Annotated in this window: 12 protein-coding genes; 3 read left to right on the forward strand and 9 right to left on the reverse strand. The window is 51.5% G+C overall.

The features are described 5' to 3' along the window. A partial coding sequence (locus ACTIKR_RS17525) for an integrase core domain-containing protein (protein ID WP_442328521.1) occupies window positions 1-312 on the forward strand: 312 nt, incomplete at its 5' end. Between the two features lie 49 nt (window positions 313-361). Here ACTIKR_RS17525 and ACTIKR_RS17530 read toward each other — a convergent pair. Together ACTIKR_RS17530 and bla are read right to left on the reverse strand one after the other, a co-directional pair. Next, window positions 362-730 (reverse strand): hypothetical protein, encoded by a 369-nt coding sequence (locus ACTIKR_RS17530; RefSeq protein ID WP_442328522.1) that lies wholly within the window; start codon window positions 728-730, stop codon window positions 362-364. Window positions 731-1,072: 342 nt separating this feature from the next. Continuing rightward, window positions 1,073-1,960 carry a class A beta-lactamase gene (gene bla / locus ACTIKR_RS17535; protein WP_442328523.1) on the reverse strand — a complete coding sequence of 296 codons (888 nt, stop codon included), beginning with the start codon at window positions 1,958-1,960 and terminating at the stop codon, window positions 1,073-1,075. A gap of 557 nt (window positions 1,961-2,517) precedes the next feature. Between bla and ACTIKR_RS17540 the strand changes: the two genes are divergently transcribed. After that, a complete protein-coding gene (locus ACTIKR_RS17540) occupies window positions 2,518-2,892 on the forward strand; it encodes a plasmid mobilization protein (protein ID WP_442328524.1) in 375 nt (124 codons plus the stop codon). Between the two features lie 613 nt (window positions 2,893-3,505). On the opposite strand, the gene ACTIKR_RS17545 is transcribed toward ACTIKR_RS17540, so the two are convergent. From ACTIKR_RS17545 to ACTIKR_RS17555, 3 genes are all read right to left on the reverse strand, one after another. Continuing rightward, window positions 3,506-4,867 (reverse strand): amidase, encoded by a 1,362-nt coding sequence (locus ACTIKR_RS17545; protein ID WP_442328525.1) that lies wholly within the window; start codon window positions 4,865-4,867, stop codon window positions 3,506-3,508. A gap of 266 nt (window positions 4,868-5,133) precedes the next feature. Next, on the reverse strand, window positions 5,134-6,423 hold the full coding sequence (locus ACTIKR_RS17550) for an MFS transporter (protein WP_442328526.1): 1,290 nt from the start codon (window positions 6,421-6,423) through the stop codon (window positions 5,134-5,136). A gap of 51 nt (window positions 6,424-6,474) precedes the next feature. Continuing rightward, complete coding sequence (locus ACTIKR_RS17555; protein ID WP_442328527.1) at window positions 6,475-7,626, reverse strand: mandelate racemase/muconate lactonizing enzyme family protein; 1,152 nt, start codon at window positions 7,624-7,626, stop codon at window positions 6,475-6,477. A gap of 206 nt (window positions 7,627-7,832) precedes the next feature. Between ACTIKR_RS17555 and ACTIKR_RS17560 the strand changes: the two genes are divergently transcribed. Next, complete coding sequence (locus ACTIKR_RS17560; RefSeq protein ID WP_442328528.1) at window positions 7,833-8,768, forward strand: LysR family transcriptional regulator; 936 nt, start codon at window positions 7,833-7,835, stop codon at window positions 8,766-8,768. Window positions 8,769-9,044: 276 nt separating this feature from the next. Here the strand turns inward: ACTIKR_RS17560 and ACTIKR_RS17565 are convergent, their stop codons facing one another. The 4 genes from ACTIKR_RS17565 to ACTIKR_RS17580 form a co-directional block, all read right to left on the reverse strand. Beyond that, the gene (locus ACTIKR_RS17565; protein ID WP_442328532.1) at window positions 9,045-9,554 is read right to left on the reverse strand and encodes a carboxymuconolactone decarboxylase family protein; all 510 of its coding nucleotides are present in this window, start codon (window positions 9,552-9,554) and stop codon (window positions 9,045-9,047) included. Between the two features lie 79 nt (window positions 9,555-9,633). Beyond that, window positions 9,634-10,038: a hypothetical protein gene (locus ACTIKR_RS17570; RefSeq protein WP_442328529.1), complete on the reverse strand. Its 405-nt coding sequence runs from the start codon at window positions 10,036-10,038 to the stop codon at window positions 9,634-9,636. A gap of 117 nt (window positions 10,039-10,155) precedes the next feature. Then, complete coding sequence (locus ACTIKR_RS17575) at window positions 10,156-12,543, reverse strand: TonB-dependent siderophore receptor (protein ID WP_442328530.1); 2,388 nt, start codon at window positions 12,541-12,543, stop codon at window positions 10,156-10,158. 330 nt (window positions 12,544-12,873) lie between these two features. Next, on the reverse strand, window positions 12,874-13,778 hold a 905-nt coding region (locus tag ACTIKR_RS17580; protein ID WP_442328531.1), incomplete at its 5' end, for a FecR family protein.

A 13,778-nucleotide genomic window follows, 5' to 3' on the forward strand; every position in this document is an offset into this window, starting at 1 on the left:
GATCATCACGACTATCAGCTGTACTTGGCAGTCAATGACATCGATCACACAAAAACCAAGGCCATGTCGCCACAGACCAATGGCATTTGTGAGCGCTTCCATAAAACGATTCTGCAGGAGTTCTATCAGATCACATTTAGAAAAACGCTCTACAGTGATCTGGATTCTCTGCAGAAAGATCTGGACGTATGGCTGGATTTTTATAACAATGAACGAACTCATCAAGGCAAGATGTGCTGCGGCAGAACGCCAATGCAGACCTTGCTTGAGGGTAAGGCGGTTTGGAAATCGAAGAATGTGAACCAAATCTAATCTGACAGACACTGCGTGACAAGCGGATAACTGTCAGATCATGTTTGAGCTAGTACATTTTATATTCAATAACTCCGACATCAGCCTGGGCCATTTCTCGTAAAGCCGTGTACTCGGCTTCGAGTGAGTTTTCCCTTTCCTTACGAGTTGCATCACTTATGTACTTTGTGAGTTTGTTAGCAACCAAACGACAATTTTCAATTTCTGCTGCGATATCAATAATGTTGAATAGGCTCCCGAGAGCATCCTTGCGTTCATCCACTCGGGTTTGGAGCAACTGGTTCTGACCTTGCTCCAGGTAATTCAGGAATGAAAAATTTTCCGAATAGATCATCAAGGAAACTGTTATCTCGTCTATAAATGTCCAAATAGGCATCAGATTCGAAATCAGGTAGCTCGTAAAGGGAGAAATGTTCAAATTTGTCTGCTCGGTTGTTCGCTCTTGTTTCGAGAGTCTCAATTGTTGCATACCTGGCAAGAACCAACTTGCGTTCGTTACTTACAAACTCAATTTTGATTGATAGATCTTTCTTACCGGAACGAGTATTCCAGAACAAATTGTCATCATAATTTTTCTTGTTTGCCATCATTAGCGTCGAGAAGAGATTTTGAATCCTCTTGATTTGCCCGGTCAGTAGCAATTCTAGTGCATCAAAGATGCTAGTCTTCCCGTATCAAAAGGCAGCATACCGCTATCAGAGGCTACGTTGAAATAGTAGATAAGCGGTCTATGCGGTATGAGGCAATTAATTATGTTTAGTCATATATTCGCGGTGATCCTCCCAATCTCAGCGATGACTTGATCCCTTTCGTCCTTGTTGGCTTTGGGGAGATAGGTATAGGCCACTGCAATCACAGCGCCCCGGTCGTACGGCCACGCAATGCCAATGTCGTTGGCATTGCCGATTCCGTTGGTGCCAGTTTTCTCTCCTACCAGCCACGTTTTGGGCATCCCCGCCCGCAGCCGTTTGTCACCGGTCTTTCCATTGATCATCCAAGCTGCAAGTTGATGTCGCGAATGCGGTGATAGAGCGTCTTCGAGCAGAAGCGTGCGCAATGTCTGCATCATCGCCAATGGCGTGGTGGTATCGCGTTCGTCGCCTTCGTAGTCATGCTCATTGAGAGCCGGCTCCATTCGGTCAAGGCGAGTGCTTGTATCGCCGATAGATCGCAGATAATCGGTAACCTTCGAGGGGCCGCCCAGACTGGTGATCAACACGTTCGCGGCCGCATTATCACTCCATGTCACCGCTGCTTCACACAGTTCAGCCACCGTCATTCCGGGCTTGCCGAGTTGTTTTTCGGTGATGGGTGTCCATCCGCCAAGATCGGACTTGGTGACGATAATCCGACGATCAAGCTTTTCAAGCCCGCGATCTATTTGTGACAATACAGATGCAGCGATAAAGAATTTTGCCGTGCTGTTGAACAAAAATCGCTCGTCGCCGCGGTGGCTCGCGAGCGCGCCGGTAGATAGGTTCATGAGAGCAATGCCAAGACGTCCTTTGTACTGATTTTCAAGCTGCGCGATTCGCGCTTGAGCCTCGACAACCACTTTTCCATTGCTTGTTGCTGACGCTGGGCGAGCGTAGAATCCAGTTGCAACGAGTGAAGGGGCGAACGAAAGGAGGTGGCGACGTGAAAGCATGATGAAGTCCCTGAAAATCGAATTTCGATTGTATATCTTTCTTCTAGTTTCACCAGTAGCCAGTGGGTAGTACGGCCAAAGTTTTTGGGTGGCTATTTACCGACGAACGTGGCGGTGCCACTTGTCATCAATAAACACATCATTGGCTCTTGGGTTTTGCGCTTGTTGCAATTGAACTTCGTTGTAAACCGTGACTGTGTAGTAGTTGTCGTTGTTCTCTCTTACTTGGTACTGTCCTACAGTCTCACCGACGCAGCCCTAGAAAACCCCATATCATCACTTCTAGGTTCTGATACTTGGGGATGTGCGGCCAGTTGGTATAGATAGGCACCGTTGAGAAACCCTCTTGGCTGAGCATCAGACCTTGGTGAGGCTTGCGCTACCACCGAGCCTCTGGGCGCGGGTCTTAGGCGCAGGGCAGGGATCATAGTGGTCATACACTTGACAGGGCATAAATTGAGCCACCGGAGCCAGTGGCGAGATCGCAGCTTGGGAATGAGCGGCCTTTACTAAGGTCGCGAAATAGGCGGTTATCGCAGTACGTCAAAGCACTCATTATGAATGTGCTGCAAAAGCAGAAGTTAGATCCGACTTTCGGTGGCGATGTGGTCCTTGCCAAGCGTGAATGCGACAGTGTTATTAAGCATACGTTGAGATTGAATTCGACTGAATCAGCCTTCATTACTGAGGCGGCAGAAAAGGCCGATATGTTCGTGAGTGCCTTCATTCGCATGGTGTTGCGCGTTCATATTGGTAAGGTATCCATTCTTAATAATAACGAGGTCTCGGCGCTTTATCAGTCCAATTATCAATTGGGCCGGATTGGTCAGAATATGAATCAAATCGCTCATGCCTTAAATGCCATGCAGGCAACCACGGTGACAACAGAAAAAATCGCCGAAGTCGAGGCGGTGATTAGAGGCGGTGATTAATGGGCATATTGAGAAAGTCCAGATACTCATTAACACGAATCAGGAAAAACTAGCATGAGCCAACTTAATCAGCAAGTGGATAAATGGTTTTTGGAGTTCAAAACCCGGTCTACACGCCCCAAGCGGGGTGCGGATAATTTCACATCGAACAAATACCGGCATATAAACAACTCCCGCTCAGCCTCAACAAACAGCCTTACCTTTTCACAATGTGTGACCTGAATTTCAGCCGTTAAAAATTGTGTGCGGTAAGAAGGTTTCTAATTTAGCGAAAAAAATTTACTTTAGCCTGATACACAGAAAAAGCCCACCGTCAAAGATTGGGCGTAGGGCATGGTTTCCCGCGGCATACTAATACCGGCAATCTCGACTGTTTGGTCTTGAAGTTCAATTTCAATTCATGAGAAATAACGCATTTTTTATAAAGTTTGTGTTGACCCTATAGTGCTCAAAGGGTTCTTCATGGATATGCAGTCAGAAGACTCCCGGCCGGAAAGTAAAGGCTGAGTTGGGATCACTAGCCCTGGAAGGACTTATCCCAGATGCAGAGACGTTGGCTGACCTGGAACAGATCAGCCAACCTGGTGTGACGCCCACTGGATTGACTTCGCAGTCAGCGATGATGATGCGAGGTAACACTCTGATAGGCTAAGGCCACGCGAAGGCAATGGTTGTCCTGTAAAGGCCCCGCAGCAAGCTGCACAGCCACAGGCAACCCATCCTTGGCTCGACCAATCGGCAGCATAATGGCAGGCAGTTCCGCCACGTTGCACATCATGGTGGCACGGCTCTGGGCATCAAGTAGGGGTACGTCCTGCCCATTAATGGCTATAGTCATGGTATCCAACGTGGCCGCAGTGCCCGGGCAACCGGGCGTGGCAATTAGGTCGACCACTCCGAAACAGGTCTGAAATTCCCGCACCAAAGCAGCTCGAAAGCTTAACATGCCAAGGTAGTCTTCGGCGCTGGACACCGCGCCGCGCGTGATGCGGTTGCGCGCCACGCTATCATAGTCCTGAAAGTTAGGCCTCTGGGCGTTATGAATGGCCCACGCTTCCGTGTAAAGCAATTGATATCCTATCTCTTGCGCTAACGGTGCTAACTTTAATTCGATTTCTACAATCTTCGCGCCTAAGTCTCGCAGGCTGTACAAGAACGCTTGAAATGCCTCGCCCACAATAGCATCCACGCCCTTCAGGAAATGGCTGCGCGTAACACCGATGCGCACACCGTCCAGTCGGTTTGCACGAATCGCTACGTGAGTAGTCAACGTATCGCTTTCGTTCCTCATCGTGGGCGCAAGGACGTGAAAGACTTTCTGTGCGTCGGCAGCATTGCTGCATAGCAGGCCGACTGTATCCAGTGTCGGCGAGAGCGGCACCACACCCTCTCGCGATATGCTCGAATTGCTAGGTTTGAAACCTGTGACGCCGCAAAACGCGGCTGGCACTCTCGTCGAGCCGCCAGTATCGGTTCCGACGGCGAAAGGTACAACCCCTGCACTCACCATGGCAGCCGATCCACACGACGAGCCACCGGCCCAGCGATCCGTAGATAAGGGGTTACGAGTGACCCCGAACCTGAGGTTGTACGCACCGCCTATCGCCCATTCGGTGGTTGTGTCCTTGGCTATGGGGATCGCGCCTGCGTCTAAAAGTCGGCCTACTACCTCTGCCGTCGTCGGTACGGGTCGCGGGTCGGCCACTAGCGATCCGGCACTGGTGGGAGTGCCGGCGAAGTGCATTATGTCTTTGATACTGAAGGGTACGCCTTCGAGTGCACGTGGCCGGCCGTTACGCCAACGTTTCGCTGATTCATACGCTCTCTCTGAAGCTTGCTCATCAAGGGCCAGTACCGTGCAGTTGAATTGAGCATGGGCCGCCGCACGCGCCTTAAGCGTGGCGGTAACCACTTCCATGGGTGAACGCATTCCGCTTCCATAGGCGTCTAACAGCTCTTTGATGCTTTCCCGCATATTGTGATCTCCAGTTTCAAGCTGTATTGGGAAATCCAAGCGAGGATGATGTTGCCTGCGTGTCGGTGTACGCAAGCGCATTGCCCAAGCTCCTTTCGCATGCCACGAGGCGACGAAGAAGGGCTCTGTGGCGCTCGAGCAAGATCCTAGCCTCGACTAGGGCCTTTTGCTGTACAACATCGAAATCCTGTTGGTGATCGAGTGAATGCGTTATTGCCATTGTGTGTCACCTAAATGGTCAGTGGTGCGATGAATCCGCAGCCGTGTTAAAGTTCGCGCTTGTAGGTCTCAGGGGCAAAGGCGAGCGCGATGAGCACCACTGACATTAGCCCGAGCACGTACCACGATACATAGACAGGGTTGCCGTCCCCCAGCGCAAGCAGCACGGTTGCGGCCAACGGCGCAAGCCCTCCGCCGATAGGGGTAGGCACTTCACGCGCCAGGGCGAAGCCGGTGAATCGGACCCGGGCGTCGAACAGTTCCACCAACCAGGCGGGCTGCGCGGAGACCATCATCGTCTTAGTAATAGCGGCAGAGAAGATCACAGCCATCCAGATCAGCGTGGGCGATTTGGTATCCAGCAACCAGAAGAATGGGAAGACGAATAGGCCAGTCAGCAGCGCGCCTGCCATGTACACAGGCTTGCGCCCTATCCTATCAGAAAGTGCGGCGAAGAGTGGCACGGTGACGATCTGCAAAGCGGCTGCGGCCAGCAACGCCGTGAGCACGATGGACTTTTCCAGCCCGAGCTGCGTCGTGACGTAGACGATTACGAATGCTTCGAAAATGTAGTTGGCCGAGCTCTCACCCAAGCGCGCTCCCCAAGCGCAAAACAACTCACGCTTATGCGATTTCAGGATGTCCATCAGAGGTAGCCGGACGGTTTTTCCTTCTTTGGCTAACTGCTCGAACACAGGCGTTTCACTTAAACGGAATCTGAGAAATATGCCGAAGGCAACGACCACGATGCTCAACAGGAACGGAATGCGCCAGCCCCATGCCATGAAATCGTCTTGAGGCAGCTGCGACATCACCCAAAAAATGCCGGTGGACATGAGTAGCCCCAAAGCCACCCCCGTATAGGGCAGCGCGGCGTAGAGCCCGCGCTTGCCCTTGGGCGCATACTCGGCTGCGATGAGTACTGCGCCGCCGTATTCGGCTCCGGCGCCCAATCCCTGGGTAATACGCAGCAACAGCAGCAACAGCGGTGCGCCGTAACCGATTGTAGAATAAGTAGGTAGCACGCCAATCAGAGTGGTGGAAACACCAACCATGAGCAGCGTTATGATCAGCACAAGTTTGCGGCCAAGGCGATCGCCCAACATGCCAAAAAACACCCCTCCCAACGGTCGCGCGAGGAAACCCGCCGCAAACGTTGCGAACGCTGCAATCGTGGCATGCAGGCCGCTGAGTTCGGAAAAGAACAACGGCCCGAACACAGTAGCCGCAGCAGTCGAATAAAGGAAGAAATCGTACCACTCTAGCGTCGTACCAAGGATGCTAGAGGCCAGCACGGTTTTCAGCGGGGTTTTCCCCTTGTTGTCTGAGTGAACCACAGTTCGTCTCCGTTATGTAATAATGCGTGTGGGGTTACAATCAGTGGGCGTTCAATCTATGCAGTAACGTTCAATGACTTCGGGCTTGAGACGTATACCTAGCCCCGGTTCCTGAGGCACAGCCATATAACCGTTCTCTATACGGGGGAAATCTTCGGGAAGCTCCCACAACAGCGGGTCGCGCTTGTGGTTGGCGAAGATTTCGACGTAGAGAGCATGAGGATTGGCCGCCATCAGATGGATAGCGACCTGAGGCTCCTCATGGTGAGCCATTTCTACGTTCATCATCTTGGCCATGCCTGCAACGCGCTGCCATTCGGTGATCCCCCCACACAACGTGCAGTCCAGATTCAGAATGGACACGCCGCCCTTAGTGATTAGGTCACGGCAGGCGCGTCCACTGATTTCACCCTGTCCGACGTTGATGGGTATGGTGGTTTTGGTCGCAAGCAGCATCAGCCCATCGGTCTGGTCGTACCACTTGATGGGCTCTTCCATCCAGCGCACTCCTAGATCAGTGTTTTCCATGGCGACACAGAATTTCACCGCATCCAACGGATCCCACCCTTGGTTGGCATCCACAGTGATAACGAAATCCTTGCCACCAGCTTGGCGTGCAGCGCGCACGCGCGCCAAATCCTCTTCGAGCGAGACGCGGCCAACTTTCATCTTGATACCCATGCAACCCGACTCACGCACCATAGTTACCTCGTCGGCGATAGCCTTGAGTGGATCGCCGCCGTCTTTAGGGTAATAGCCGCCGATTGAAATGACCGGTACCCGGTCGCGCACGCCGCCCAACAGTTTGTATACCGGCGTGCCGTAGAGCTTGCCACGAGCGTCCCACATGGCATTGTCCAGGCAACTAATGGCCTGCATTATAATGCCGCGCGGATGCATGTCCAATTGGTGCAATCCGCGGTTTCCTAGGTCCAGGTTGTGATTGAACATAGTTTCCCACAGCCTTTGAAAATCCCGCACATCTTGACCGCACAGTAGAGGTGCGAAATGCTCACGCATCACCTGCACAATCTCCTTTTGGGTGTGGAATTCGTCGCCTCCATAGGTTTCACCAATGATGCCATTTTCCAAATGGATACGGGTAACAATAGTCGGGCGGCTTACTACCTGATAAGTTCCTCCCTTGAACACTTCATCTAGTTGCATATCGAGTGCGATAGCTTCGACGTGTTTGATTTTCATGGTTTTCCTTTTTAAAAAATTAGGTGTCACGCCCCAACCAGACTATCTTGTAGTGACGGAAACCCGGTCGAGAAAGCCGCTGCCGAGCGCTTGCCGACACTGTCGATGGCGTGGGGGCCGTTGACCCTGGTTCTGCGATAGGTTACATCTTAGCGTGACGAATAGTCTTATAATTATCATATTTGTCACTTCATGGTGCACTAATCGTGTTGAATCAGCCTCTGCTCACCGATCTCCGTCTTTTGGTCGAAGTCATCCGTTATCGCAGCTTCGTGCGCACCGCAGCCGAACTGGGCATGTCGCCGTCTTACGTAAGCAAGCGCATCGGCATCTTGGAAGAAACACTTGGCGTGCGCGTGCTGCACCGCACTTCGCGGCGTGTGAGCCCCACTAGCCACGGCGAGAAGGCCTATGAGTGGGCGCGTAATATCTTGGCCGACGTGCAGCAGTTGCAGGATGCGCTAGCGGAAGATACCACCGAGCCGCAGGGGCGTCTGCGCGTCAGTTCTAGTTTCCGTCTGGGACGAAATCATGTGGCACCGGCGATCTCCCTATTGGCTAAGCGTTACCCGAAGCTGGAAATCTCGCTCACGGTGCTGGACCGCCCAGTTGATCTCTTGAGCGAAGGTCTGGACCTCGATATCCGCGTCGGCGATGTTCCTGAGCCACACCTTATCGCACACCGCATCGCGCAGAGCTACCGCATTCTCTGCGCAGCGCCCTCCTATATCGAGCGCCACGGTGCACCTACACAGCTCAGCGATTTGGTCCGCCACTCCTGCCTAGTTTTCCGTGAGCGCGACCAACCTTTCGGCACATGGCGTTTTAAAGGCCCCAAGGGTCTCGAGTCGGCCAAGGTGACCGGCGCTCTGACCACTAACAACAACGATATCATTCATCAGTGGGCCTTGGACGGCCATGGCATTATCCGAGCTGCTGCGTGGGACTGTGCGCAGAGCCTACGCAAGGGCAGGCTGATCGAAATTCTGCCGGCGTACCGTTGGCCGGCTGACGTGTGGGCCGTCACGGCTGGGCGGCTGACACAGTCGGCTAAACTGGGCGTCTGCGTGCACTTTCTCCAGGAGCAACTCGCCGTTGGGCCGCATGCGCTCTGGCCAGCACCGGACGGCCAGGGTAGCTAGAATACTAAGCTGGAGGGTGCGAAGGCAGGAGTTAAGCTGTAAATTGTCAAAATAATGCGGCATTAAACAAATAGCTATGATGCTAGAATTTTGAATAATACTCTCTGCCTGTTAATCGCAAGCGTGGTCGACACATGGGTCAATATTTAGTATTTATTTTGTCGTTTCCATTTTTTATAATAAATTATCTAAACCTTTGAGTTTTCGTATGCTTTGTCGCTTTTATTTCTCAAACTAACAGTCATCTTCAGAACTTTGCAGTCAAGCCAATAGGCTTCAGATCGATCCAGCTGGTGCAACGAGGGGGAAGTCCTTCTCGGGATCAAATACGCTATTGAAAAAATTCGTCAGGGAATACATGGCAACCAGCGCGACAATCTCCATGACGTTCGCATCCCTATAGCCGGCCTCTCGCTCTGCATTCAGATCGGTGTCACTGACGTTGCCGCGAAACTCAATGACTTTGCGCGAAAATTGGACCGCGGCGTCCCGTTTCGGGTCGCTAGCATGGCCCTTGCGAGTGAGAATAATTTCATCGCCCGGCAGCTTGGCCATATGCTCGGCCGTAAAACTATGAATCTTCAAGCAATAGTTGCAGCCATTTACCTCAGAGACGGCGAGACCATTGGTGTCACGCGTCTTCACGTCAAGCGCCTTGCTCAAGGAACCGAATAAGGCGGCCAATGCATTGAACGTGATGGAGCTCTGCGCGAGCATCGCCATCATATTTGGGACCCAATCTGAATTCCTTTGTTCGACGAAGGCTATCAGGAGATAAGCGCAGATTTGTGAAGCATTTCCGAAATCCCTCACTTGTCCGGTCGAATCAATTCTGATTCAATACGTACTAGATAGCGACTGCAGATCAGTTTTCTCCACTATCAAACCATGCACGAGCATCGTTAATTTTGTCTAATTCGTTTGCGTGTTTGTGAACATCGACGTTTTCTTTCAGTCGCTCATATGAGTTGAGAATCACGGTATCCTCTTCACTTAGAGCGCTGCCAAATTTGTTTACTAAATATTCTAGCTTCATACCTAGAAGGACGTATTCGTAGCTCGGATCCCTCAATCCGGTGGTTTGCCTGGAATTTTGCTCCCGTTGAACCTTACCAGGAACAAGAAATCTAAAAATTCGCACGTATCGTTCAGGGGATTTTATATCGATGGACCAATAGTCTTCGGTAAGAATATTCCCCAAGAGCGCAGTATCATCTACGCCAATTCTTTTTAGTCGCGTTGGTTTATCGTCGCTATAAATCTGATTCAATCTCGAAAAATCGGTTGGACTTAATGAAAGTAGAAATTCATGTACGGTAGCAGATTAAAGGATGGTGCAACTCAATACTAAAGCTACTAAAACGGCATGTCACCCGGCATTTCGACTTTACCACCGATAGGTCAACGCACCATAAATCTTGCGCTCCTCCCCCCTATAACATGAGGTTTCGCTGTCGCAGCTTGCGGTATAGCGTTTGTCGAATAGGTTATTTACTGACACCGTGCCCTTCAGGCCATGCAAGCTGGGATTGATCGCGCCCAAATCATAGGATAATTTGACATCCACCAGCGTGACAGGAGTCATACGGATATCGTTATACTGATCACCGTAGGTGGCGCTGCGATATCGTACACCTGCTCCCGCCGTTAGGCCCTGCAAGGCTCCTGCCGACGAAGTATGGCTTATCCACAGTGCCGCCTGATGTCGAGGTACGTTATCGACCAGATTGCCTTGTGTGTTGACACCAGTAAAGTCAGGCGTATTGCGCGTGACTTTACTGTTCATAAGGGCGTAGGAGGCAATCAAATTCCAACCGTCGCGCAGTTTAGCTTTGCCTTCTATCTCTAGGCCGCGAGTACGCACTTGTCCGGTCTGGGCGCTAAAATTAGGATCGGCAGGATCGGTTGCCACCACATTTTCCTGCGTGAGCTGGAAGACCGACAGGGTAATAAAGCTACTACTTTCTTTTGGCTGATATCGGAGGCCGGCTTCATACTGTTTGCCGCGTGTGGGTCTAAAAAGGCTACCATCCTTAGCAACACCGCTAGCGGGTTCGAAAGAAGTGGAATAGCTTATATAGGGGGCAAAGCCGTTGTCAAATAAATACACTAGGCCCGCTCGGCCAGTCCAGGCAGAGTCGTCGGTGTGTTGTGCAGCATCGCTGCCGAAGTTGACGCCTGTTTTGTTGGACCATGCTCTATCGTAACGTCCGCCCAGTGTCAGTACCCAACGACCATAACGCAATTGATCCTGCAGATAGTAGCCAACTTGAGATGTTCTGGTACGGGTATTGGTATATTCGCCCACATTTTTGGGACGTTGACCATAAACTGGATCGTACGCATCGATCGGACCTAACTCACCCATAAAGAAGCGATAGTCATTGTCCATGCGCCGCACGTCTAAGCCTGCCAATAGGGTATGCTTGATTTCCCCAGTAGTGAACTCAGCCTTTAATTGGTTATCCGCCATGATAGCGCTCACGTCTTCTTTCCAGCCTACATAGCTACGGTTCAAATGACGCATATCGGGAGCGAATCCATCGAGGAAACTGTTGCCGGCCGAAAAGTTGATATCGTCATAGCGCACGTTCTGGCTGAAGCTCCACGTTTCGTTGAAGCGTTGGTCCAGACGATAACCGATGCTGCGTCGCTCCACGTCCCAACGGTCCACACCAGGTTCACCGGGAAACAATGACGAATCGAGCTTTCCGTTGGGATTTTCGTGCAGCGTGCCTTGTATTGGCCAGAAATAGCCGGTCCAGCCGTTTACAATATCGCGCTGGTATTGAGCCGATAAGGTAAAAGTGGTATAGGTGCTGGGTTTCCAGGTGAGCGATGGGGCAATGAAACGACCACCTTCCTTCACATGTTCTATATGGGATTTGGCATTGCGGTATTCGCCAGTCAGTCGGTAAAGCAATTTCCCTTCTTCATCCACCGGACCGCTAAAATCAAAACCAGCCTGAGCGTGACGATGAGAACCTGCTTCCAGAACAATTTCTCGAAGAGTTTCTTCCGATGGCTGTTTTCCGACATAGTTGATCAGCCCACCCGGCGTGTTCTGGCCGTATAGTACCGAAGCGGGACCTTTGAGGACTTCGATCCGTTCCGCACCGTAAGGATTGAGTCGAGGAATGACGTATTCGCCGGAAATGCTACGCAAGCCATTTTGATAGGTTGCATAGTTGGCATTGAAGCCGCGTAATTTGATGACGTCAAAACGCACGTCGTATCCTGCCCAGGCCGCACTGACGCCAGGTGTATAGGCCAGCGCGTCCGCTGTGGTGTGCACGTTGCGCGCTTCCATTTCGCTGCGTCCTATGACATTGATAGTTTGAGGCGTTTCGATAATGGCAGCATCGGTCTTGGATCCAGACGCACTTTGCTGTGCGACATAATCCTCGACCGGCCCCCATGCGTTCTCACGTTGGACGGTGATGGTTTCAAGCTGCGTAATGTTCGATGGACTCGATGGACGTGACAGCGACACGTTCTTTCCTGTCCGACGAAATTCGATTTCAGTTCCGGCTAAAAGACGTCTTAGCCCGTCTTCAGGCAGAATATTTCCTGTTAACGCCGATGCCGTGTGCCCTTTCACAATCTCTTGAGAGAAAAAAACCTGCAAAGATGCCTGCTCTCCGAATTGTAGCAATGCTTTGCTTAGAGGTAGAGGCGGAATACGGAACTGAACGCTTCGATCCTGTGCAATCGCTGGGCCAGAAGCGATCCCCATGGCGACAGCAATAAGAATTATCAAGACGGTCATGCCCATTTGTATAACAGAAGCATGCGCTCGTAATGTCGCGTGTGAGTGCGTGTTTTTCACAATCCAACGGTTCCATGAATAATATTTACGCGCATTACGCGCAATCCCTCTCTTACGGTCGTCCGGGCACGTAGCCAATAACACTAAAATTTACCCTTCATTGGTATAGACGTGCCAACTCGACAACTGTCAGAACAAAGTTGAGAATCAATTTGGAAACAAAATGTAATTTTCAGATGGCGTGTGCGATCACTAAGCAGATGAGACGCCAAAAGGTTTATTTCTTTGTCACTTTTGGCCAATTTCGACGCTAAGCTCCCGGACCCTCGCGAAAAATTACTTCGCGACGATACGGGTTTGCCCGTCGTGCAGACGATAGACGCGCACTGGCGCAAACTGAGGCAGCATATCGATCAGTGATTGCGGATCACTCACACTGAAAATCCCGGCGATACGATATTCGCGCAGCTCCGGTGCGTCTAGTCTTGCAGGCCGGTCAAGGTAACGGTTGATCTCACTCACCGCTTGCGCCAAGGACGTATTTTCGAATACGATCTTGCCTCGTTGCCATGCCAAAACGTTATCCAGATCGAGGTGTTCCACGTCCGCGAGCTCATGACCTTCGGCTAAGTTAACGCCCTGGCCCTTTGATAGTGAATGCGACTGTCGATTCCACCATGTCCCGCTTGAGATTTCCACAGATCCCGACGCGACGCTGACGCGTGTAGTCTGATCATCGTATCGGACATTAAAGCGCGTACCGGTGACCACGATACGACTGTTTCCGGCATCTACGATGAATGGACGATCCGGATCCTGTTGGACTGAGAAGAAAATTTCCCCTTCCAGCAATTCGACCTCTCGCCTGTCTTCATATAATCTGACCACCGCACGCGTTCCGGTGTTTATATTCAGCATTGAGCCTTCGGGCAAGGTTAATTGGCGTTGTTCGCCACGCAAAGACGTAATCTGGATGGATTGCAAGGGCGAAGCAAACCAATCTCGATTGAACGCGAATCCACAGACCAGTGCGGCCGAGCCGATTCCGACCACGCCCCACCAGCTAAAACGTCGACGCCCCAAATCTGGATATGAAATCGGCGTTTCACGCCGAGCCAATATTTGGCGCAATTCGCTCTCGGGGATTTGCAGCGTGGCATCCCAAATATGTTGTACATGGCAGTATTGCCGATCATGTTCCGGATTAGCGTGCCGCCACCGGTCAAACAGGCGCCAATCTT

Origin of the sequence: Advenella sp., assembly GCF_052108595.1 — a bacterium.
GTDB lineage: Bacteria > Pseudomonadota > Gammaproteobacteria > Burkholderiales > Burkholderiaceae_B > Advenella.

Excerpts from the sequence above, each read along its gene's own strand:
- ACTIKR_RS17540 (WP_442328524.1), top strand. The coding sequence starts at position 2,518 with ATGAATGTGCTGCAAAAGCAGAAGTTAGATCCGACTTTCGGTGGCGAT.
- ACTIKR_RS17555 (WP_442328527.1), bottom strand. The coding sequence starts at position 7,626 with ATGAAAATCAAACACGTCGAAGCTATCGCACTCGATATGCAACTAGAT.
- ACTIKR_RS17545 (WP_442328525.1), bottom strand. The coding sequence starts at position 4,867 with ATGCGGGAAAGCATCAAAGAGCTGTTAGACGCCTATGGAAGCGGAATG.
- bla (WP_442328523.1), bottom strand. The coding sequence starts at position 1,960 with ATGCTTTCACGTCGCCACCTCCTTTCGTTCGCCCCTTCACTCGTTGCA.
- ACTIKR_RS17575 (WP_442328530.1), bottom strand. The coding sequence starts at position 12,543 with ATGGGCATGACCGTCTTGATAATTCTTATTGCTGTCGCCATGGGGATC.